21 protein-coding genes and 2 tRNA genes are annotated in these 21,269 nt (G+C 34.4%); 13 read left to right on the top strand and 10 right to left on the bottom strand.

Annotated features, from left to right (window positions below):
• The first annotated feature begins 3 nt into the window (after nt 1-3).
• On the top strand, nt 4-909 hold the full coding sequence (locus tag ASG22_RS17875) for a GYDIA family GHMP kinase (protein ID WP_055987593.1): 906 nt from the start codon (nt 4-6) through the stop codon (nt 907-909).
• 127 nt (nt 910-1,036) lie between these two features.
• Nucleotides 1,037-2,656 carry a phosphoenolpyruvate carboxykinase (ATP) gene (gene pckA, locus ASG22_RS17870; RefSeq protein ID WP_055987591.1) on the top strand — a complete coding sequence of 540 codons (1,620 nt, stop codon included), beginning with the start codon at nt 1,037-1,039 and terminating at the stop codon, nt 2,654-2,656.
• A gap of 78 nt (nt 2,657-2,734) precedes the next feature.
• On the opposite strand, the gene ASG22_RS17865 is transcribed toward pckA, so the two are convergent.
• Both ASG22_RS17865 and ASG22_RS17860 read right to left on the bottom strand, forming a co-directional pair.
• On the bottom strand, nt 2,735-3,148 hold the full coding sequence (locus ASG22_RS17865) for a type II 3-dehydroquinate dehydratase (RefSeq protein ID WP_055987589.1): 414 nt from the start codon (nt 3,146-3,148) through the stop codon (nt 2,735-2,737).
• Nucleotides 3,149-3,199: 51 nt separating this feature from the next.
• Nucleotides 3,200-4,417 (bottom strand): glycosyltransferase family 39 protein, encoded by a 1,218-nt coding sequence (locus tag ASG22_RS17860; RefSeq protein WP_055987588.1) that lies wholly within the window; start codon nt 4,415-4,417, stop codon nt 3,200-3,202.
• Nucleotides 4,418-4,524: 107 nt separating this feature from the next.
• Between ASG22_RS17860 and ASG22_RS17855 the strand changes: the two genes are divergently transcribed.
• From ASG22_RS17855 to ASG22_RS17810, 10 genes are all read left to right on the top strand, one after another.
• Nucleotides 4,525-4,944, top strand: coding sequence for a Fur family transcriptional regulator (locus tag ASG22_RS17855; RefSeq protein WP_055987586.1), 420 nt, complete (start codon nt 4,525-4,527; stop codon nt 4,942-4,944).
• 44 nt (nt 4,945-4,988) lie between these two features.
• Nucleotides 4,989-6,941, top strand: a complete 1,953-nt coding sequence (locus ASG22_RS17850) for a heavy metal translocating P-type ATPase (protein WP_055987583.1) — start codon at nt 4,989-4,991, stop codon at nt 6,939-6,941.
• A gap of 124 nt (nt 6,942-7,065) precedes the next feature.
• The gene (locus tag ASG22_RS17845; RefSeq protein WP_055987581.1) at nt 7,066-7,428 is read left to right on the top strand and encodes a hypothetical protein; all 363 of its coding nucleotides are present in this window, start codon (nt 7,066-7,068) and stop codon (nt 7,426-7,428) included.
• 189 nt (nt 7,429-7,617) lie between these two features.
• Complete coding sequence (locus tag ASG22_RS17840; protein ID WP_055987579.1) at nt 7,618-7,893, top strand: YHS domain-containing protein; 276 nt, start codon at nt 7,618-7,620, stop codon at nt 7,891-7,893.
• Nucleotides 7,880-8,560: an SCO family protein gene (locus ASG22_RS17835; RefSeq protein ID WP_055987577.1), complete on the top strand. Its 681-nt coding sequence runs from the start codon at nt 7,880-7,882 to the stop codon at nt 8,558-8,560. The genes ASG22_RS17840 and ASG22_RS17835 overlap by 14 nt, the downstream gene beginning before the upstream one ends.
• A gap of 27 nt (nt 8,561-8,587) precedes the next feature.
• Complete coding sequence (locus tag ASG22_RS17830) at nt 8,588-9,262, top strand: superoxide dismutase (RefSeq protein WP_055987575.1); 675 nt, start codon at nt 8,588-8,590, stop codon at nt 9,260-9,262.
• 3 nt (nt 9,263-9,265) lie between these two features.
• A complete protein-coding gene (locus ASG22_RS17825) occupies nt 9,266-9,640 on the top strand; it encodes a hypothetical protein (protein ID WP_055987573.1) in 375 nt (124 codons plus the stop codon).
• 173 nt (nt 9,641-9,813) lie between these two features.
• On the top strand, nt 9,814-10,641 hold the full coding sequence (locus tag ASG22_RS17820) for an MbnP family protein (protein WP_055987571.1): 828 nt from the start codon (nt 9,814-9,816) through the stop codon (nt 10,639-10,641).
• Nucleotides 10,625-11,710 (top strand): cytochrome-c peroxidase, encoded by a 1,086-nt coding sequence (locus tag ASG22_RS17815; protein WP_055987569.1) that lies wholly within the window; start codon nt 10,625-10,627, stop codon nt 11,708-11,710. The genes ASG22_RS17820 and ASG22_RS17815 overlap by 17 nt, the downstream gene beginning before the upstream one ends.
• Nucleotides 11,711-11,719: 9 nt before the next feature.
• Nucleotides 11,720-12,661 (top strand): transporter, encoded by a 942-nt coding sequence (locus ASG22_RS17810; RefSeq protein ID WP_055987567.1) that lies wholly within the window; start codon nt 11,720-11,722, stop codon nt 12,659-12,661.
• 390 nt (nt 12,662-13,051) lie between these two features.
• Here ASG22_RS17810 and ASG22_RS17805 read toward each other — a convergent pair.
• The 5 genes from ASG22_RS17805 to ASG22_RS17785 all read right to left on the bottom strand — a co-directional run bounded on the left by ASG22_RS17805 (nt 13,052) and on the right by ASG22_RS17785 (nt 15,389).
• Nucleotides 13,052-13,123, bottom strand: a tRNA-Glu gene (locus tag ASG22_RS17805).
• 96 nt (nt 13,124-13,219) lie between these two features.
• Nucleotides 13,220-13,291, bottom strand: a tRNA-Glu gene (locus ASG22_RS17800).
• A gap of 11 nt (nt 13,292-13,302) precedes the next feature.
• On the bottom strand, nt 13,303-13,557 hold the full coding sequence (gene rpsT / locus ASG22_RS17795) for a 30S ribosomal protein S20 (RefSeq protein WP_055987565.1): 255 nt from the start codon (nt 13,555-13,557) through the stop codon (nt 13,303-13,305).
• Between the two features lie 67 nt (nt 13,558-13,624).
• Nucleotides 13,625-13,945 carry a hypothetical protein gene (locus ASG22_RS17790; RefSeq protein ID WP_055987563.1) on the bottom strand — a complete coding sequence of 107 codons (321 nt, stop codon included), beginning with the start codon at nt 13,943-13,945 and terminating at the stop codon, nt 13,625-13,627.
• A 499-nt stretch (nt 13,946-14,444) separates the two neighbouring features.
• Nucleotides 14,445-15,389 (bottom strand): hypothetical protein, encoded by a 945-nt coding sequence (locus tag ASG22_RS17785; RefSeq protein WP_055987561.1) that lies wholly within the window; start codon nt 15,387-15,389, stop codon nt 14,445-14,447.
• A gap of 739 nt (nt 15,390-16,128) precedes the next feature.
• On the opposite strand from ASG22_RS17785, the gene ASG22_RS17780 reads away from it, so the two are divergent.
• Nucleotides 16,129-17,658: a trypsin-like peptidase domain-containing protein gene (locus ASG22_RS17780; protein ID WP_055987559.1), complete on the top strand. Its 1,530-nt coding sequence runs from the start codon at nt 16,129-16,131 to the stop codon at nt 17,656-17,658.
• Nucleotides 17,659-17,718: 60 nt separating this feature from the next.
• Here the strand turns inward: ASG22_RS17780 and ASG22_RS17775 are convergent, their stop codons facing one another.
• The 3 genes from ASG22_RS17775 to ASG22_RS17765 all read right to left on the bottom strand — a co-directional run bounded on the left by ASG22_RS17775 (nt 17,719) and on the right by ASG22_RS17765 (nt 21,207).
• On the bottom strand, nt 17,719-18,171 hold the full coding sequence (locus tag ASG22_RS17775) for a hypothetical protein (RefSeq protein ID WP_055987557.1): 453 nt from the start codon (nt 18,169-18,171) through the stop codon (nt 17,719-17,721).
• On the bottom strand, nt 18,171-18,551 hold the full coding sequence (locus tag ASG22_RS17770; RefSeq protein WP_055987555.1) for a RidA family protein: 381 nt from the start codon (nt 18,549-18,551) through the stop codon (nt 18,171-18,173). The genes ASG22_RS17775 and ASG22_RS17770 overlap by 1 nt, the downstream gene beginning before the upstream one ends.
• 67 nt (nt 18,552-18,618) lie before the next feature.
• Nucleotides 18,619-21,207, bottom strand: coding sequence for a putative LPS assembly protein LptD (locus ASG22_RS17765; RefSeq protein ID WP_055987554.1), 2,589 nt, complete (start codon nt 21,205-21,207; stop codon nt 18,619-18,621).
• Between the last annotated feature and the right edge of the window lie 62 nt (nt 21,208-21,269).

Genomic DNA, 21,269 nt, shown 5'->3' with positions numbered 1-21,269 from the left:
ATTATGGGCGAAATATTTTCACCGGGAAAGCTGATGCTTACTTCAGAATATTTCGCAATAGACGGAGCTCTTGTCCTTGCTGTACCCACAAAGCTTGGACAAGAGTTTTTTTTTGAAGAAAAAAATGATAACAAATTCCTGATTTTTTGGGAAGCTTATCATCAGAACAAATTATGGTTGAAAGCTGTTATCGATTATAAAAACTGGCATATCTTAAAAACCAATATTCCTACAAGTGCTGAATTCATTTTAAAGACATTAAAAAACGTTCAGACACTTTCTAAAATTAAATTCAAAAACGATTTTACCTATCATTTAAAGACCAATCTTCAGTTTCCTGCGGATTATGGTTTGGGAAGCAGCTCTACTTTAATGAACAATCTTGCAGAGTGGGCAGAGATCGATCCTTTCTATTTAAATACGATAAGTTTGGGTGGAAGCGGGTATGATATTGCGGTAGCAAAGGAGAAATCTGCTGTTTTATACCAAAGTGTTCCTGAGATTAAATATGAGAAGGTGAATTTCAGTCCTTCTTTTAAAGATGAGTTGATTTTTATTCATTTAAATCAGAAGCAGGATAGCCGTGAAGGAATCAGTTTTTATAAGTCAAAAAATAAGTCTCAAAAACTGGTCGATGAATTTTCGAATCTTACAAGAAATATTTTACTATGTAATGAATTGGAAAATTTTTCTGAACTAATGTTAATTCATGAGCAAAAAATATCGAATTTCCTTGAAATTCCCACAGTTAAGGCTAAGTTTTTTGAAGATTGCCCTGTTTTTGTGAAAAGTTTGGGCGCCTGGGGCGGAGATTTTATCATGAGCTCAAAATTTGATGGCTTTGAGGACTATTTTTGGGGAAAAGGTTTTCGCACTATCTTTGAATGGAAAGACTTAATTTGCTTATAATCAAACAATTGTAAACTCTATATTTTATTTGCTATTCTTACTTATATCATTATATTTAAACCACTTTTAACAATTAATTAATATTAATCTTGTTAAACGTCAAAAAGAAATAGAAAATATAAGTAAAATGAAACACACTAAAATCATCCAAGATTTAGAAAAATTAGGGATTAAAGGAAATTACGAAGTCGTCTGTAATCCTTCTTACGAAGAATTGTATCAGGCTGAAGTTTCTCCTGAAAACCAGGGTTTTGAAAAGGCTGAGCTTACGGAATCTGGTTCAGTATCGGTAAAAACAGGAATTTTCACAGGCCGTTCGCCTAAAGACAGGTACATTGTACAGGATGAGGTTACAAAAGACACGATTTTCTGGGATGGTAAAGTAAACTTGCCTACAACACCGGAAATTTTTCAGTCTTGTAAAGAATTAGTGCTTACCCAACTTTCTGATGCCAAAAAAATCTACATTGTAGATGCTTTCTGTGGAACCAACGCAGATACAAGATTAAAAGTAAGATTTATCGTTGAGGTAGCTTGGCAGGCGCATTTCGTTACCAATATGTTCATCCGTCCTTCTCATTATGAATTAGAAAACTTTGGAGAACCAGATTTCACAGTAATCAACGGTTCTAAAACTACCAATCCGAACTGGGAGGAACAGGAATTAAATTCCGAAAACTTTGTGATGTTCAACCTTACTGAAAAACTTCAGATCATCGGTGGAACATGGTACGGCGGAGAAATGAAGAAAGGGATGTTTGCGATGATGAATTATTACCTTCCGTTAAAAGGTATGGCATCAATGCACTGTTCTGCAAATGTAGGTGAAGAAGGCGATGTTGCTCTTTTCTTCGGACTTTCGGGTACAGGAAAAACTACTTTGTCAGCAGATCCGAAAAGATATTTGATAGGTGATGATGAGCACGGTTGGGATAATAACGGTGTATTCAATTATGAAGGGGGTTGTTATGCAAAAGTGATTGACCTTTCAGCAGAAAAAGAACCTGATATTTTCAGAGCTATCAAGAGAGACGCACTTCTTGAAAATGTTGTCGTGAACGACGGAATCGCTGATTATACAGACGGATCAATTACAGAAAACACGAGAGTTTCTTATCCGATTTATCATATTAATAAAATTGTTTTGCCTTCAAAAGCGGGACACGCAAGCAAGATTGTCTATCTTTCGGCAGATGCATTCGGAGTATTGCCTCCGGTTTCTGTTTTGGATGAAGATCAGGCACAATATCATTTCCTTTGCGGATATACTTCAAAATTAGCAGGAACCGAGAGAGGAATTACAGAACCTGAACCATCTTTCTCACCGGCATTTGGTGAAGCTTTCTTAACATTACATCCAACAATGTATTCAAAAACATTGATCGGAAAAATGAAAGAGCACGGAGCTAAAGCATATTTGGTAAATACGGGTTGGAACGGCACCGGAAAGAGAATTTCTCTGAAAGACACGAGAGCAATTATTGATGCAATCATCGATGGTTCCATTGAAGATGCTCCAAAAACAAGAATTCCGATTATGAATCTTGAAGTTCCTACAGAATTGCCAAACGTTTCTGAAGGAATTTTAGATCCGAGAGATACCTACAGCGATGTTGCTGAATGGGAAGAAAAAGCAAAAGATCTTGCTGCAAAATACATCAAAAACTTCGAACAATATTGCAATACGGAAGAAGGTAAAAAGTTAATTGCTTCAGGTCCTCAGTTGCAGGAACAAACAACTAACTAAAATATAAATCCTCATCAATTTGATGAGGATTTTTTTATGTAATTTTCATGCTAATCGGAGTCGAAGCATCTACAAATTTCAAAATTTACTTAAACTTAAAATGGCCAATCGATATCCATCCATACCAAAGCCGGATAAAACGGCGTCTGAATTTGCAGCGGTTACAGACTTTTGTCGAAATTCTTCTCTTTTGTAAATATTACTGATGTGAACTTCAACCTTAGGCTTCTGAATGTTTTTTAAACAGTCAGCAATGGCGTAAGAATAATGGGTAAAAGCTCCGGGATTAATGACCAATGCATCAAAATTATCTTTCTGCAGCCTATTAATGATTTCTCCTTCAATATTTGACTGATAATAATCTAATTCAAAAGAAGAAAACTGGGTTTCTAAAGTTTCAAGATAATCTTCCATCGAAACAGTTCCATAGATTTCTGGTTCTCTGGTTCCTAAAAGATTAAGATTCGGACCGTTCACAATTAAAATTTTCATAGAATAAAAGTAAGAACTTTTTTCAATTAAACTTTGCTTGACGCAAATAAATCAATGGTTATTTTCAATACTTTTCCATTTCAAAACCAACGGATGCATTGCTTTAAGTTCCGGTTTTTTATATAATGAATCTTTTTCGTACTGCTTTAAAAAATAATCAAGGTCAGGATTTCCGTTCAGCATCGGGAAAAGCATATATCGTGTTCCACCTTTAAATCCTTTTTCTTTTTCAAAATTTTCTCCAACAGATGTTTGTTCTACAATTTTAAATGAAATAAAATAAAAAATAGGAAGCAATAAAGGAAGAGCGAAATAGATTTTAGGAAAATAATCTAATCCCCGTCCTATCAAAATCATCAAAAATACATAAGGAACCAAATGAAAAACGTAAGAATCCGAAACATCATGCTTTAGACAAAAAAGCAAAAAAGGAGCAATGCCAATCAAAATATAATTAAGATAGGTTTTATTTTTAAGTCCGAAAAAAATAAATATACTGAAAAACAGGAAATTGTAAATGAAAAATCCTGAATTTCTGATAAGACTTTTTAAAATAATAGGGAGAGAAGTCTGAAAAATAGAACCTTTATCAATCTCCATGGTGAAAATATTGATAAATCCATGTTTGCCCATCAGTACAGGAATAATCAAGATAAAAGCAAGTAAAAAAGTAATAAATCCACCGTAAATAATATGCTGTTTTAATATTTTATAATTCTTAATAATCAGATATATATAAAGCGGTCCGAAAAGAATAGTCTGAATATGGATTAAGAAGAGAATTCCCAGGAAAACTGATAAATAATAAAAATATTTTATTTTCTGAGATTTTAAAAATTTAAATAAATTCAATAAAAACAGAATGACAAAAAGTATGTAAAATGTATACACTTCTGTAATTACGGAAACTCTCCAGAAAGTAAAAGAAAGTCCTAAAATGAGTGTACACATTAAGATTGATTTATCTGAAATATCAAAAACTTTAAGCAATTTCTGTAAATAAAATAAGCATAATACACCAGACAAAATACTCACGCTTACACTTAGTAAATGAATATGTATAAAAGGCATCATCTTATGTAAAAGCACTAAAAAATTGGTGTACAAAAGATGGTTAGTAGCATTGGAACTAAATATAAAACCTTCAGACATCTGTAAATTAAAAACGAGACTGTCTCCCAACATCGGATCTTTTGAGATGGAGAAAAAATACAGAATCCCGATCAGTACAATACAGAAAAATAAGTAGGCAGAATATTTGTTATTCATTATATTTAATATGATTTTAAAGTTAAAATCAGTATTTTGAAATACAAAACTACTAATTTCAGCTTGAATTAAACCGATCGCACACCATTACTTTATTTTCAACAGTCATGAATAAAAATATCGAAAACAAGTTAATCGACAAAAATACCAAACCCACCAGCATGAGGATTTTGGTGTATGACTTTTTGAGTTCTCAGGAAGCCGCCTTGTCTTTGTCTGAAATTGAAAATCATTTTGAAAATGCCGATAGAACAACCATTTATCGAACCTTAAAAACTTTCGAAGAAAAAGGAATTGTTCACAGTATTCAGGAAAATACGACAACAAGATATAAACTTTGTCACGACGGTTGTAATGAAAGTACTCATAAAGACTGGCATCTTCATTTCTACTGTAAAATCTGCAAACAGACGACCTGTAGAGAAGATGTTTCATTTCCCGAAAATGTTCAGACCAATTTCAGGATTGATGAAATCAGACTTTTCGCCAAAGGAATCTGTGAAAACTGTCTGGAAAGTTTGCAATAGTATTGCATTAAGTTTAAGCCTAATTTTGATTAAATTATTCAGTTATGGAAGAATGTTGCAGTACAAAACCAAAGAAACAACACAACCACAATCATGAAGCTCATGACCACGAGCATTCTCACGATATAGGAGATAAATCTACGTTTCAGATGTTTCTCCCGGCGATAATCTCTTTTGGATTACTGTTAATAGGTATCGCTTTAGATCATTATATAAAAACCGATTGGTTTACCGGCTGGATTCGTCTGGTGTGGTATTTAGCAGCTTATATCCCTGTTGGATTACCTGTTTTAAAAGAAGCTTTTGAGAGTATCAAAAACGGTGATATTTTTTCTGAGTTTTTCTTAATGGGAATTGCTACAGTCGGCGCTTTCGGTATCGGAGAATATCCTGAAGGTGTTGCTGTAATGCTTTTCTATTCTGTTGGTGAAGTTTTTCAGGCAATGGCGGTGACAAAAGCGAAAAGCAATATTAAATTGTTGCTCGATCAGCGTCCTGATGAGGTTACAATTTTAAAAGATGGAAAACCTGAAACCGTAAAACCTGAAAAAGTAGATATTGGAGACATTATTCAGTTAAAATCAGGCGAAAAATTAGGATTGGATGGAGAATTATTATCTGAAACTGCCTCATTCAATACTTCTGCCTTGACAGGAGAAAGTAAACCCGATACCAAAGCAAAAGGTGAAACTGTTTTAGCCGGAATGATTAATTTGAATACCGTCAGTCAGGTAAAAGTAACGACAGCTTACAAAGACAGCAAGTTGAGTAAAATCTTAGAGATGGTGCAAAATGCAACATCTCAAAAAGCACCAACAGAATTGTTCATCAGGAAATTTGCAAAAATTTATACACCAATTGTCGTTTTTCTTGCAGTCGGAATCACCCTGTTGCCGTATTTTTTTGTTGAAGATTATATATTCAGAGACTGGCTTTACAGGGCTTTGGTCTTTTTGGTAATTTCCTGTCCTTGTGCGTTGGTGATTTCTATTCCGTTAGGGTATTTTGGAGGAATCGGAGCGGGAAGCCGAAACGGAATTTTATTTAAAGGAAGTAATTTTCTTGATGTTTTGGCGAATATTCAAAATGTGGTAATGGATAAAACCGGAACGATGACGGAAGGTGTTTTTAAAGTTCAGGAAGTGAATTTTAACAATGAATTTAATAAAGATGAAATTTTAAAATTCATAAATGCTTTGGAAAGCAAAAGTTCGCACCCCGTTGCAACAGCCATCCACGAATACGTCGGAGAAATCGATCATTCCATAGAATTACAAAATGTAGAAGAAATTGCAGGGCATGGTTTAAAAGCAATCATCAACGGAAAAGAATTGTTAGTTGGAAATTTCAAATTGATGGATAAATTCAACATTAATTATGATACTAAATCTGAAGACATTGTTTACACGGTAATTGCTGTTGCGTACGATAGAAAGTTTGTCGGTTACTTAACGATTGCAGATTCTATCAAAGCTGATGCACAATTAACCATCAATAAATTAAAAGCATTACACGTAAAAACCACTATGTTGAGTGGTGATAAAACTTCGGTTGTACAGCATGTTGCCGATACATTGGGAATTGAAAATGCTTTCGGCGATTTACTTCCAGAAGATAAAGTGAATAAAGTAAAAGAAATTAAAGCTAAAAATCAAACCGTAGCTTTTGTCGGAGACGGTGTGAATGACGCTCCGGTTGTTGCTTTAAGCGATGTCGGAATTGCAATGGGCGGATTGGGAAGCGATGCGACGATTGAAACTGCGGATGTTGTTATTCAGGACGATATGCCAAGTAAAATCCCAGTGGCAATCAATATTGGAAAGCAAACAAGAAAAATAGTCTGGCAGAATATTATTTTAGCATTTGCTATCAAAGCGGTTGTTCTGGTTTTGGGCGCAGGTGGTTTGGCGACCATGTGGGAAGCAGTTTTTGCTGATGTTGGCGTTGCATTACTGGCAATTTTAAATGCAGTTAGAATTCAACGGATGAAATTTTAGAATTTTATATTATTAAATTTTCCTGCAGTGAGTTGCAAGCTGCCGGAAAGAAATATCAATGACTTTCATCATAAATGAATTATAGAAACAATTTCAGTAGTATATTTGTGGTACAAAAGTATAATTGAAGTTTTTCATTTCCATATTCGTAATTTTTACGATTGCATTACGACCAGTTTTGCCATTGATCAATTATGCTGTAAACTATGATTATATCGTAAAAAACCTTTGCGAAAACAGAAATGTTCCTCAATCTACCTGTAAAGGAAAATGCTACATTGAAAAAGAATTGGCGAAAACAGAAAAGCAATCCAATAATAATCAAAATGTGAAAATTGCAGGATTAGATGTTTTCTTATCCAACGAAATACAATCTTTTACGGATACAACCCAATTTGATATTCCAGCAAAAAATCCAGCTTCGGATTATATCAATCTTCACGCTTCAGAATATTTCTCTAGAATATTTCATCCTCCTTTAGCTTAATTTTATTTTAAACTAATTTCTTAATTAAATTTAATATTGAAAATTAGTATTTATTGTTGACTGTTAACGTCTTTGCAAATGAAATCTTAGCGAACGTTGTGTTTAAATAAAAATAGTTCAATATTAAGTTTAGTTTAAAAATCAATCAATTTCCATTCAATCCAATTATTAATTTCAATTTAATTTAAAATGAAATCAAAAATTATTTTAACGGCATTATTGTCGGTTTCATTAATGGCGTGTGCCCAGGAAACACCCAAAGTAAAGCATAAGAAAGCAAAAACAGTTGCAAAAATAGATACAAAAACGGTAAAATTTGCGAACGCAGTAGACCCTATTTGTCACATGCCTACAGAACCGGAAATGAAAGATACAGCGGTGTATAAAAATAAAACGTACGGTTTTTGCAGTTCACTGTGTAAAGACGAATTCAAAAAAAATCCGGAGAAGTATGTCCAAAAGTAAGAAACCAAACAATACAAAAAGTAAAGTCATCATTCCGATTGTAATTATTGCTTTGCTTTTTTTAGGGATCGGTATTGGAATGGGCTACTTCAAAAAGAATCTTTATACGGTGATGAAAGTTCCGGATTTTCAACTGACTGATCAGAATAATAGGAAAATTACCAATAAGGATATGCTTGGAAAAGTCTATTTGGTGGAATTCTTCTTTAGCAAATGTCCTACGATTTGTCCGGTGATGAATACCAATATGAGAGCTATCGAGGATGAAATTAACGATCCGAATTTTGGGATCATCTCCATAAGCATCGATCCGGAAAATGACACTCCGGAATTATTGAAGGAACACGCGCAAAGAATTGGTGTAAAATCTCCAAACTGGCATTTTTTAACGGGAAATAGAGACTATATCGGTAAAATTGCAGATCAGTTTAATATTTATGTTGGTGACAGAGAAGATGAAAGTGAAAGCCTCAACCACAGCGGAATGATTGCGCTTGTTGACCAGGATGGAAATATCCGTTGTCGATATAATAAAGAAAATGTGCCGATTCTGTATTACTCAGGATTAAATTATGAAGACAGGGAAGGGAAAACTCCAAAATTAACGGGAAAATACCATCCAGATAGAGAAATATTAATTGAGGATATTAAGAAATTATTACAATAATATTTAACCACACAAAAACAAAACGTTATGAAGATTATGAAAATTGCTGCTTTAAGTGCAGTATTTGCGGCGCAGTTTGCGTTCGGACAGTTTAAGCAGACACCTTTGCCTTACGCTTACAATGCATTAGAAGGGAATATAGATGCAAAAACTATGGAAATTCACTATTCAAAACATGCGGCGGCATATGTGGCAAATTTGAATAAGGCAATTGCGGGAACTCCACAGGAAAAACAGACGTTGTTTCAGATCATGTCGAATGTTTCAAAACTAAGTCCGGCGATCAGAAATAATGCAGGGGGGCATTACAACCACGAATTGTTCTGGACGGTTCTTACTCCTCAAAAAAATACGCAGCCATCAGAAAAATTAGCAAAAGCAATCACGGAAACTTTTGGAAGTATGGATGCTTTTAAAGAAAAAATGGCTAAGGCCGGGGCAGACCGTTTTGGCTCTGGTTGGGCTTGGTTGTCTGTCGATAAAAACGGAAAATTGTTTGTTTCTTCAACGCCGAATCAGGATAATCCGTTGATGGATGTTGTGGAAGAAAAAGGAACACCCATTTTCGGAATTGATGTTTGGGAACATGCTTATTATCTTAAATATCAGAATAAAAGAGCCGATTATTTAACTGCGATCTGGAATGTGACCAACTGGAAAGAAATCAGCAGAAGATACGAAGAAGCGATTACCAAAAAATAATTCATGAACTTTATTTGCAGCATATTCCTCACTTTATTTGTGGTATTCAGACCTTTGGTGCCATTGGTGGAATATGCTGTAAATTATGATTATATTTCCGAAGTATTGTGTATTAATAAAAGCGATTCCGAGCTTCACTGTAACGGAAAATGTTACCTGAAGAAACAACTCGCAAAAGCTAATGATACCGATTCTTCACCTTTAAATAAAACAAAAAGATCAGGACAGAAATTACTGGATATTTACGTTCTCCCTGAAATCACAGAAATTCAAAATACGGAGAAGATTTCTCGATTTAATTTCAAATTTACTTATACAACAGACTATTCTTTTCTGTTTCTGAAGAATATTTTCCGACCACCGGTTTTTAGTGTATAATTTTATCTTTTTGGGCGATCCCCTTGCCCCAGCTTTTCCGACCGCTTGGGTCGGGCTGTCCGCTCATATCTTTTTTTAGATTCTTCCTTACGTCAGAATCCAAAAAAAGGATAACCGCTTCCATCCCTATCGCGGTGGGGCATTTCAACATATTTATCACTAAAAAATCAACAATGAAAATTTATAAATTTTTATCATTATTCTTTATTGCTCTTACTTTTTTCACTTTAACGTCTTGTAGAAATAACGATGAAGAAGATTCATCATCTGAAACAACAGGAAATCTTCAGCTTAAATTTGAGAATGGATTTAATAATCTCGGAGATATTGTCTTAAACCAAACGACTCAGACTTCTTCCAGTGGACAGAAATTTCAATTTTCAACTTTAAAGTATGTAATTAGTAATATTACATTAATTGATGAGAACGGAGGTGAATTCAAATACCACTACAACGATCCGGACAAAGGGGCATTTATTGTAGATCAGGCGGAAGCTGCTGTCGGAATTAATTATCTCAATCTTACTGAAATTCCTAAAAACAATTACAAAAAGATCAGAATTGGCTTAGGTATCAACCAGTCGGCTTATCTGATCGGACAGGAAGGGCAGGGCGTTTTCTGGCAGAAAGCAAAAGCTGCGGGAATGGCTTGGTCCTGGGCAGCGGGATATATTTTTACCAAATTAGAGGGGAAATACGGAACGTCTTCACCCACTTCAGAATTTATGAATCACTGTGGAAATATGGGAAATGTAACGGCTAATAATACAGCAGATCTCTATCGTGAAATTACGCTTGATCTTCCGACGACAGCAAGAGTTACACAAAGTATTACACCTGCTATTCATATTCTGGCAGATTTGAATCAATATCTAAGCGGACAGACTGCGCTGGTTTTAGATTCTTCCAATGATATGGCAATGGGTTCAAACCAGCATTTGGTGAAAGTTACTGACAACATAACAAAAATGTTTAAAGTAGACCATGTACACAATGATTAATAATAATATAAAACAATCTGAAAGAAGGCATCACAGCTCTCTTTTGATTTCTTTCATCTTTATTCTTTTGACATTTTCTTCATGTTCTGATGAAATCATAGAACCTTTGCAGAAAGATGAGGCGTATACATTAGAAACTCCTTCCGGTTTCCCCAAAATGACTTTTGATGTCACAGGAAATCCAGTAACTGTGAATGGAGTAGCATTAGGAAAAAAACTTTTTTATGAAGGAAAACTCTCCCGAAACAATACTATTTCATGCGGTTTCTGTCATATTCAGGAATATGCGTTTACGCATCACGGGCATACTGTAAGCCACGGAATTGATGACAGGCTCGGTATAAGAAATACACCGCCGATTCAGAATATGGCTTTCTTAAAAAATTACACTTGGGATGGAGTGAGTCATAATCTCGATGAAAGATCATTAGTACCCATTACGACTGATTTTGAAATGGATAGCTCATTGCCTGAAGCCGTAGGAAAATTAAATTCAGATAACAATTACAAGAAAATGTTTAAAGCTGCTTTTGGAGATGAAAATATTACCGGAGACAGAATTCTGAAAGCGATTTCTCAGTTTATGGTCACAATGGTTTCTGCGAATTCCAAATATGATCAGTATAAAAAAGGGCAGGTTGCTGTTACGAGCGAAGAAACTCAGGGAATGGCATTGTTTCAGAATAAATGTGCTTCCTGCCACAGCGGAGAATTGTTTACCGATGAAAGCTTCAGGAATACGGGAATGTATTACAATACTCAGTTTGACGACAGAGGAAGATATCGGGTGACTTTAGACTGGAATGACAATATGAAATTCAGAGTTCCAAGTCTTCGAAATGTAGAATATACTGCTCCCTATATGCACGACGGAAGATTTTATACGTTGGATGCTGTCATGAATTTTTATTCTAATAACGTGGAAAATCAACCCAATCTTGATCCTCAGTTAAAACAAAACGGGCATATCGGAATTGCAATGGATACACAGGAAAAACAGCTCATTATTGCTTTTCTAAAAACGTTGTCTGATAAAAGTTTTATCTCTAATCCAAAATTTGCAGAATAATTATTGAACATGAAAAAAATATTTTTAATTATAAGTTTGATTTTGTTTACATTAAATCAAGCTAAAACAGTCAGCGACAGCCTTTTTATTCCGGATCATGTTAATCAAATCGTTTTTGATGACTGTGATGCCTGCGGTTGCGCTGCCGGAAACGGATCTTCCGGTTTTGAATCTTTACTGAATCCTCAGTTTATCGGAATTAAATATTTTGCCCAATATTATAAAGCAAAAGAAAATTTGTTCGTAAAAAATTTAACGCAGGATCAATATTTTAATACCATTCAGCTTTGGGCAAAAATTCCGCTGACTAAAAAGTTGAGTGTCTATGCAAGTTTGCCATTTCATTTTCATGAAAAGAAAACAATGCAGGGCAATATTAAAATCAATGGAATCGGAGATTTGAATTTGATGGGAATTTATCAGCTATTCAATTCAAATGAGAATATTCACCAAATAAACGCTGGAGTTGGATTGAAAGTTCCTTTGGGAAAATTTGATGAAAAAGGAATTTCAGGCGTCAATCCTAGTTTTCAGTTGGGAACAGGAAGCTGGGATTATCAGATGGTTTTGAATTATAAATTTCAGAAAAATAAAGTCGCATTTTTGTTAAATACCGATTACACTATTAAAACAGAAAATAAAAAACAGTATCATTTCGGAAATCAGTGGAATTATGTAGCGACAGGATTTTATCGGATTGTAGGAAATGAAAAAGTAATTTTCTCTGGAAAATTGGGAATGCAGGGAGAAGTTTACAACGGAAATAAACAATTTGATGAGGTGTTACCCAATACGGCAGGAAGTGCTTTGTACGGAAAGCTCGGCTTTGAGGCTTCTTACAAAAAATTCAGTCTGGGAAGTGAAATGATGCTTCCTGCTTATTCCAATTTGGCGGGAGGTGACATTGAAGCAAAATCACGTTTCAGTATTTTCCTTAATTTTGGAATTTAACCGAATAATTTTAACGAAGGTTTATTCAAAAACTCTTCATTTAAAGGAGCAAAGTTTAACAGCGAAGCTGTTTGATTAAGTTTACTGTAAACGTTCGCTTCGTCAAATCAATTTTAATTGATTTACTCTTTGCTCTTTTAAAATATTCATAACGAAAAATAAAACTTTGCGTCAAAAAATAAGTAATTCAGAAGACCGCCATAAGATTAATGTTTGACACAAACTAACTCATCAATGATTTATGCAGTTTACAGCTTGTGGTTCGTCATTCTTATTTTCCTAGTTTTAATGAGCCGTAGCTGTTTATATGAAGTATTTGATTACACTGTGAGAAGTAATCATAATATAGTACAATAAAAAAAGAGATTTCAAATTGAAATCTCTTTTAAGTAGCCCGTAGGGGAGTCGAACCCCTCTTACCAGAATGAAAATCTGAGGTCCTAACCGATAGACGAACGGGCCATCTACCAAACTGTGAAAATATTTACAGGGTTAGTTTTTTGTTTTTATAAGTATCAACTCTTATTTAATTACCCGGTTAGTAGTAATTAAGTTTTGTAGCCCGTAGGGGAGTCGAACCCCTCTTACCAGAATGAAAATCTGAGGTCCTAACCGATAGACGAACGGGCCATCTATACTTATTAAGCTAGTTTATTAATGTGCTTAGTTAATTTGCTTTTTAAGTTAGCTGCTTTGTTTTTGTGGATAATATTTTTCTTAGCTAATTTATCCAACAAAGAGATAACTTTCGGCAATTGCTCTGTAGCAGCAGCTTTATCTTCTTCATTTCTTAACACCTTCAAAGCTGTTCTAGCAGTCTTGTGGTAATATCTGTTACGAACTTTTCTAACTTCGTTTTGTCTGATTCTTTTTAATGCTGATTTATGATTTGCCATATCGTTCAAATGTGAGTGCAAAAGTATAAACTATTTTTTAATCTACCAAATTTATTTTTAGAAATTTTTAATTTTCTTCAGATAAATATTTTCGGAGTTTATCTATTGCCTGTTCTATTTTAAAATTCTCTTCTTCTCTTTCTAATTTTTTGATCGTGCTTGTTAGCATAATCATTGCGTTGTTCCATTCTCCAGTAATATTGGTGAAGGTTAGTCCGTCAATCGTTACTTCAAAATCGACCCTTTCTCTGGTCCTGTAAAGTCTGAAACTTATTTTATCATCTCTGCCTGTAATCCCGTCTTCATTGATTCTTAAATCGTAACTTTTTGGGTTAGAGTGGATTTTCTTAAAAAGCAATTTTGCTTCTTGTATTTTTAAATCCGGCATGATATAAAATTTTGTTGTCTTAAAGAGGAGTTATTCCCCGTTAAGGCGGTGCAAATATAATATTTTTTTCTTTGAAACAAAATAGTGTACGTGTTTTTGAGCGTTTTTATGAAAAAAATCTTCTCTCGATTGATGTTATTATCCCTTTTTGTTAATTCTTTCTGTTCAGTGTTTTAATTTTGATAGTTATATTTCATATTATTTGAGTGTTGAAAATCAATTGAGTGCATTCTTCTGTTATGTTTTTAAAGATTCACGATGAGTTTTTATGACATTGTTGATGTAATTTAAGAATGTCTTTTAAATTTTTTTAAAAAGTTAGTGATTTTTTTTATTTTTTTTACTGATTTGGGCTGATATTATTGACCTTTTTAATGCGATTTTAATCCAAAAAAAAGCCAAAGACCTAGATCTTTGACTACCTTACTTAATTATGAATAGAATGTGTTTTTAGAATCAAATATGATTATTGGGAATTTTAATCATACATGCTTATATATTATCTGGATACCTGATACATATCGAGGTCTATGGTAGCAAGTTTTACCCCAATACCGTCTGCGTAAAATTTAAATGTTACTACATCGCCTCCCTGCAGATATAAAGCGGTTCCTCCACTTGTCTCGATAGGTAAAGAGGGATATGCATTGCTGTAGACAAAAGTTTTTATGAGAATATTGTTAACAAATATCCCTATTCTGCCCCTTCGAATTGATGACATGTTTATGTCGGTTGTATAGGATGCATTGATCTGATAAAGTCCTGTAGAGTTATTAGCAATAGAAAACGCTGAAGTAGGTAGGGCTACACTGTTATTTTTATCATAATACTTATTTGTAAAATTAATAGTAGTCCATGTATTGGCGGCGATATCTTGATTACTTGTGCTGTAAACAGACATATAGCTGTCTGAAGCCTGCGGTCCGTAAGAATTTTTGCTAACCCAACCTGTGCCATCCCAATAATACTCTCCGGCTCCTCTTGCGGGATACAGGGTATTGCTTGATGCGACTGTGGCATTGTAATTGAAAATAGTCATTCCTTTTGATGAAAAATCTGTTCCCGATCCCTGTATGGGAGAATATTGGGTAGTGCTTGTAAGAGCAACCTGAGGCAGTCGTAATCCTCGAGATTCGCTGTTTAGTTCAAGAATACTTCCGCTGGAGGGAGGAGCTGTGGGAGTGATAGTTCCATCACCAATTTTTGTCTGCCCGTTTACATCTAGTTTTGATAGTGGAGTAGAAGTACCGATTCCTGTATTTCCTTCAATAATAATTCCGTTTGTGGGAGCATTGACATTCTGATATCGAAAACCTATCGACTGATTTCCGTTTACGGTAAGGGTATTGGTGGGAGTTGGAGTATTGATACCTACATTGCCGGCTTGGGCGTTAAGAATAGAGATACAAGTTACCGTACCTAATAGGGTAATAATTTTTTTCATGCTTAGTATTGTTTTCAGTTCCAAAAGTATTGGTTTTATTGTAATCTTATTTTTAAATCACGTAATATTTTTACTACATCTGTGTAATAAAAAAATGACAAAATTGTAATATTTATCATCAGGTTTTGAAATATGTGGGATTTATAAATATTTTTAATTAAAATACTATTAAGAGCCTGTTTAAAGAGTAAGGTGAAAATTTGAATAAAGATTGTCATTCAACGGCTTTGATGTAGGAAAAAAGTAAATCAAAAGAAATGTTGTGGTAGATAAAACTAAATTAGGCTATAAAATTATTACTTAATGCGTTGTGCATTTTGAAAAATTTTAATGTTAGATACGTCAATTCGAGTCGAGAATAGATCTGCCTTCAAAATTACAAACTTCTCGATACGATTTTTTTCAAAAACCTACTCGAAGTGACGAAAATACATCAAAATGCACAACGGGTTACTTAATAAAATTTAAAGCTCTTAATTGGTAGAATTTTTGACATATAAAATATCAAATTTAACTTTTGTATGACTTAGTTAATCTTACAATATGTCAAAATGTCATTTAATATAATTTTAAGTTCTGTTAATTGACTTGAATAATTATGACATAACCTGTAAAATAATGTTATTCTCGTTAAATTTTAGTTAAAACTGAAACATTACATACTAATCGCATACCTATTTAGCATTAAATTTGTTTACAATAACACAAGAATTAACAATTAAAAAAGAAAAGATATACAATGAAGAGTACTTTAAAAAAACTATTACCATTTGCAGTAGTAGGCGTTATGTCAGGAGCTACTACCGTTGGAGCATTACAATATTTCAATCATGATTCCAACAACGGAGACCAGTCATACTTTACAAAATCGGCATCCAGTGTTTCTTTTGCAGGAATGAATTCCGGAGCGGTAGGCGATGATTTCGTGAAAGCAGCAAAAACAACGGTTCCGGCTGTGGTAACGATCAAAAACTATCAATCCAGAACATCAAGCAGAGCTTCTGAGCAGGATATGTTTGATTTCTTTTTCGGAGATCCTTTCGGAGGAAAAGGACAACAGAGACAGAAACAACAGCAAACACCTGATAATATGCCTTCAGGTATGGGTTCAGGGGTAATTATTTCGCCGGACGGTTATATTATCTCAAACAATCATGTTGTAGCAGGAGCCAATAAACTTGAAGTTGTATTAAGCAATAAAAAATCTTACATCGCAACATTAATAGGAACAGATCCGAACACTGATATTTCTTTATTGAAAATCGAAGAGAAAGGATTACCATATTTAAATTTTGCTAATTCAGATAATATCGATGTTGGACAATGGGTACTTGCCGTAGGAAATCCATTGGGATTAAATTCTACAGTAACGGCGGGAATTGTCTCAGCTAAAGGAAGAGGTATCGGAATTTTAAGCTCACAGGGAAAAGCTGCCAATCCTATTGAAAGTTTCATCCAGACAGATGCGGCGATTAATCCTGGAAATTCAGGGGGAGCATTGGTAAATACAAATGGAGATTTGATTGGTATTAATTCTGCCATTCAGTCTACTACAGGTTATTATCAAGGATACGGCTTTGCTGTACCGGCGAATTTAGCGAGAAAAATTGTTGAAGATATTAAAAACTTCGGTATTGTACAGAGAGGATTCTTGGGAGTAACTTCATTAGATCTTTCCAATGATCAATTAGTTGCTGCTTATAACAAACAAGAGAAGGCCAATCTTAAAGTAGGTTCAGGAGTTTTGGTTACCGGATTTGGAGAAAACAGCGGTGCGGAATCTTCAGGATTGAAAAAAGGAGATATCATTAATAAGATTGATAATATTGCGATCACCGATTTTGCTGATCTTTCAATGGCTGTCGGAAGCAAACGCCCTGGTGATAAAGTACAGGTTACCTATTCAAGAAATGGTAAAGATACTACGACAACAGTTACGTTAAGAGATCAAAAAGGAGGAACTTCTACAAGAACAAAAGCTGACCTTAGTGTAAGTGAAAAAATCGGAGCTGAATTTGAGCCTTTAAGTGAAAGATTTAAAACAGATTATGGTTTAAATAGCGGTGTGGTTGCTAAAAATGTTACTGAAGGAAGCGAGATTGCCAAAATAGGAATTGTAGATAATTATATCGTTGTTGAAATTAATGGTAAACCGGTAAACTCTCAAAAAGATGTTGAGAAAGTTCTTGACAAATATTCAGGAAATGTATCGGTAAAATTTGTAGACGCTTACGGACAGATTTATACTAGAGGTTTTAAAATGCCTTAATAAAGACCCTAATTTTTCTTCATATCAACAAAAAACGCTGCAGTCTGCAGCGTTTTTTATTTATGATTTATTCATTTTTTCGGAGATTTTTTTCTTCTTTTTCCGTTCATAAATAACTGCTACAATCTTACCTCCGATCCAAGAAAAAGGAAAGAAAGTAAGAAAAATTGAGATTTTATAAAACGTTGGATGATATGGGAAAATAATAACATCCAGCATGGCTATAAACAGCATAATAAACCCAATAAGTATCGCATAAGCCACTTTGGCATATTTAACAATGATAGCCGTCGCAACTCCTCCCACTGTAGTTCCCAAACCGGAAATAAACAAAAGGAATCCGAAGAAAGCACCATCGTTCTGCATACTCTGAAGAAATCTCTGCCAATGCTCAAACGGAGCAAAAGCATCGAAAGTAATCCATTGCGGAAATATTCTTATCCCAAGAGTAATAATGAGCCCTGCAATCGCAAGACCTACAATAACCGCAAAAGTATTTCTTATAAAGTTCATTAATCCTGATGTGCGATCATAGAAATTTCGATATCAACATTTTTAGGCAGACAAGAAACCTGTACCGTTTCACGAGCCGGATAGCTTTCTGCATCCAGATAAGATGCATAAATATCATTCATTACTGCAAAATCATCCATACTTTTAAGGAAAATTGAAGCTTTCACAACATTTTTAAAAGTCATTCCTGCTTCTGTAAGAACAGCTTCAAGATTCTTCATTACCTGGTGCGTTTCTTTTTCAATTCCTTCTACCAATTTACCCGTTGCAGGATCTACAGGGATCTGACCAGAGATGTATAAAACACCATTCGCCATATTTGCTTGTGAATAAGGTCCGATAGCTGCCGGAGCATTTACAGTATTGATTATCTTTTTCATTAGAATTTATTTTGGGTGCAAATATAAAATTTATATTCTATTTACATAATCAAATATCAATCCGATATTAAAAAGGAGCATTAGGTTGTGTAAAACTTCTGTCTTTATACTTCAATGCGTCACTTAAGATATTGGCTTTTATACCGATAAAGAAATCATACACTTTATACTGTCCGAAAGGAACCCAGTTAAAATTAATCGTAAAACTTCGCTGATCTCTCGAAAAACCGATTCTTGTATACGCCAAATCTCCCGTTACCATATCATAATGCGTACTTCCGTTGATATTCCAGAAAGGCGTTAATTTTAAGCTTCCATCCAAACCAACTGATGCTAATCTTGTCGGTGTTCTTGAAGCGGAACTTTTCGTGAAAGCATAATTGGCATTTATATTTAATGTCCAGGGCTGATCGAAATGTGCATAATTATCATCATCAAAATAATAATTCTCATTCCTGATTTCTCCTTTTGTTTTATATTTTTTACCGTAATCTGTTTTCTCTCCGAATATTTCGTTGCTCAAAGGATAAGACATCTGAACATTGAAACCCTGTACACTGAAACCTCCGAAATCTTCAGTTCTGATTCCCGCATCCTGTCCCGGAAGATAAATAATTTTGTACGGGTCTAATGATAAACTTGTATTTACACTCAATTTATTATTAAAGAAAGAAGACTGCCCGTTGATGGTTACAATAGAAAAAGGGTGATCTTTTGCTGCAAAGTTATAGCTTCCTGAAAGGTTTAAAGATTCAAAAATCTTGATTTTTTTTACTCCGGTAGAATCACTTTTAGACTTTACTTTCATCTCGATATTGTTCCCGATATTGAAGCCAAGCGCTCCCACCATTCCTGTTGAAGGGCTTCCTATAATTCCGCCTTCAAAAATAGAATATGGTGTTAAAGCTCCGTTTGCATCATAATAATTTCTAAAATACCCGAATCTTGAAGTTCCGAAATCCGGAGAATATGTAAACCCTAAACTTGGTGTGATCATGTGTCTGATCGCTTCAATAGCAGAACCTTTTTTAAAGTTAAGCATTCCGTATAAGGTCGTCTGAAGACTCGCCGTTGTTGAAAATGTAGAATATCCGTTGATACCTTTATCCGTTTCTGTCACGACTTTATTTTGGATAGGATCATAAAACTTCTCAACCGTTTTTGTCGTTAATGCATTATCAATATTAGCTCCTAAACTGAATGTAAAATATTTTGCAACCGTTGTATTGGTTCCTAAAGTGATGTTGTTTTTCAGTCCCGTCTGCATTTTATCCCACATTGCCTGCTTGAAAAGTTCTCCTTCGTCGGTTTGTACAAAGTTGGTTAAATTGATTCCCGTATTTACTGTAATATTTTCCAGCAATCCTTGTCTAACGCCTGTTTTTGATTTAAATAAATAAAACTGATTGATCGCAATATTCATCTGTGGCAAACGAAGATCCGACAATCCTGTTGCAAAATTCTGAGAGTAAGAAGCCGTTCCCGTGATCGTTGCGGGAAGTTTTAAAAATCTCTTCGTAAGCGTAACAGTGGAGTTTTGCTGCGTATTTAATACATTTTGATTTAAAATATAATTGTTATTTAGCGTATTGTTGTAGAATTTGGTACTTACAATATCCACAGAAGCAGAGAATGTAAGAAATGGGTTAGCTTTTACATCCTGTGAATGCCTCCACGCAATTCTGTATGTTCGTGTTTTTCCGTAATCATCCAATCCTTTAATACCTCGTACGGCGGTACCGATATCTGCAGAGAAATTCCCGGAATAACGGTATTTTTTGATATAATTGGTTTCAGGTCTTAAGTTCCAGCTTCCTTTTGTATAAATATCTGCCAGCACTTTAATATCAAAATGCTCACCGATGGGTTGGTAGTATCCTATTCCGTTTAAGAAAAATCCTACATCCTGTCTTTCCCCGAAACTTGGAATCAAAATACCTGCAGATCTTTTACTCGAAAACGGCAAGATCGCAAACGGCATAATTAAAGGAGTCGGAATATTTTCGATATACAGCCAGATAGGTCCGGAAACAATGGAAGATTTGTTTTTTGTTTTAATTAACTTAATATAAGATGCTCTCAGAAAATAATCGGCTGCCGTATCTTTTTTCTTAATGAAATAATCATCTGTCGTATAATCTGCCCGTCTCATCGCAAAGACGCTGTCATTATACTTTTTTGTCTTTTCAGCGACAATTACCCCTTCACTTTCTTCAGTTCTTGCATTGAAAGCAATTGCCTGTCTGGTTTTGGTATTATAACTGAACTCATCGGTCTCATATTTTTTTCCCGCCTGAGTGGTGATTACAGGTTCAATAATTTTACCTAAAGAATCTTGTTTTCCTCTGGCATACATAAGATTTTTCTGCTCGTCAATAGAGATATAATCTGCATCAATCTGCATATCCTGATACTTTACCTGCGCATTTTTGTTCAGATAAATCATCTTTTTCTGGAAATCCCTGCGCTGGAAGTCTGCTTTTGTCTGAAGAATATCTTCTAATGATTCTTTCTTCAAGACAATGGTATCCTTTTTGGGAATAGTATCATTAACCGTATTTTCAGGCAATTTTTCAGGAGTTTGTTGTGCTAAAAAATTGTTAAAAATTAGGATAATTAAAATTTGTAATATATTTTTGGAGACGGTTTTGACCAATTTATGTTATATTTAATGTATATAATTCAAGGCTCAAAATTAATATAATTTTTAAAACTGTA

The sequence above is a fragment of the Chryseobacterium sp. Leaf405 genome, assembly GCF_001425355.1.
Lineage (GTDB): Bacteria > Bacteroidota > Bacteroidia > Flavobacteriales > Weeksellaceae > Chryseobacterium.
Note: the sequence above shows the minus strand (reverse complement) of the source record. Positions and strands in the feature narration are given on the sequence as shown.

What these genes read in the sequence shown, in the direction of transcription:
- ASG22_RS17875 (WP_055987593.1), top strand. Translation starts at nt 4, where the DNA reads ATGGGCGAAATATTTTCACCGGGAAAGCTGATGCTTACTTCAGAATAT.
- pckA (WP_055987591.1), top strand. Translation starts at nt 1,037, where the DNA reads ATGAAACACACTAAAATCATCCAAGATTTAGAAAAATTAGGGATTAAA.
- ASG22_RS17865 (WP_055987589.1), bottom strand. Translation starts at nt 3,148, where the DNA reads ATGAAAATTTTAATTGTGAACGGTCCGAATCTTAATCTTTTAGGAACC.
- ASG22_RS17860 (WP_055987588.1), bottom strand. Translation starts at nt 4,417, where the DNA reads ATGAATAACAAATATTCTGCCTACTTATTTTTCTGTATTGTACTGATC.
- ASG22_RS17855 (WP_055987586.1), top strand. Translation starts at nt 4,525, where the DNA reads ATGAATAAAAATATCGAAAACAAGTTAATCGACAAAAATACCAAACCC.
- ASG22_RS17850 (WP_055987583.1), top strand. Translation starts at nt 4,989, where the DNA reads ATGGAAGAATGTTGCAGTACAAAACCAAAGAAACAACACAACCACAAT.
- ASG22_RS17840 (WP_055987579.1), top strand. Translation starts at nt 7,618, where the DNA reads ATGAAATCAAAAATTATTTTAACGGCATTATTGTCGGTTTCATTAATG.
- ASG22_RS17835 (WP_055987577.1), top strand. Translation starts at nt 7,880, where the DNA reads ATGTCCAAAAGTAAGAAACCAAACAATACAAAAAGTAAAGTCATCATT.
- ASG22_RS17830 (WP_055987575.1), top strand. Translation starts at nt 8,588, where the DNA reads ATGAAGATTATGAAAATTGCTGCTTTAAGTGCAGTATTTGCGGCGCAG.
- ASG22_RS17825 (WP_055987573.1), top strand. Translation starts at nt 9,266, where the DNA reads ATGAACTTTATTTGCAGCATATTCCTCACTTTATTTGTGGTATTCAGA.
- ASG22_RS17820 (WP_055987571.1), top strand. Translation starts at nt 9,814, where the DNA reads ATGAAAATTTATAAATTTTTATCATTATTCTTTATTGCTCTTACTTTT.
- ASG22_RS17815 (WP_055987569.1), top strand. Translation starts at nt 10,625, where the DNA reads ATGTACACAATGATTAATAATAATATAAAACAATCTGAAAGAAGGCAT.
- ASG22_RS17810 (WP_055987567.1), top strand. Translation starts at nt 11,720, where the DNA reads ATGAAAAAAATATTTTTAATTATAAGTTTGATTTTGTTTACATTAAAT.
- rpsT (WP_055987565.1), bottom strand. Translation starts at nt 13,557, where the DNA reads ATGGCAAATCATAAATCAGCATTAAAAAGAATCAGACAAAACGAAGTT.
- ASG22_RS17790 (WP_055987563.1), bottom strand. Translation starts at nt 13,945, where the DNA reads ATGCCGGATTTAAAAATACAAGAAGCAAAATTGCTTTTTAAGAAAATC.
- ASG22_RS17785 (WP_055987561.1), bottom strand. Translation starts at nt 15,389, where the DNA reads ATGAAAAAAATTATTACCCTATTAGGTACGGTAACTTGTATCTCTATT.
- ASG22_RS17780 (WP_055987559.1), top strand. Translation starts at nt 16,129, where the DNA reads ATGAAGAGTACTTTAAAAAAACTATTACCATTTGCAGTAGTAGGCGTT.
- ASG22_RS17775 (WP_055987557.1), bottom strand. Translation starts at nt 18,171, where the DNA reads ATGAACTTTATAAGAAATACTTTTGCGGTTATTGTAGGTCTTGCGATT.
- ASG22_RS17770 (WP_055987555.1), bottom strand. Translation starts at nt 18,551, where the DNA reads ATGAAAAAGATAATCAATACTGTAAATGCTCCGGCAGCTATCGGACCT.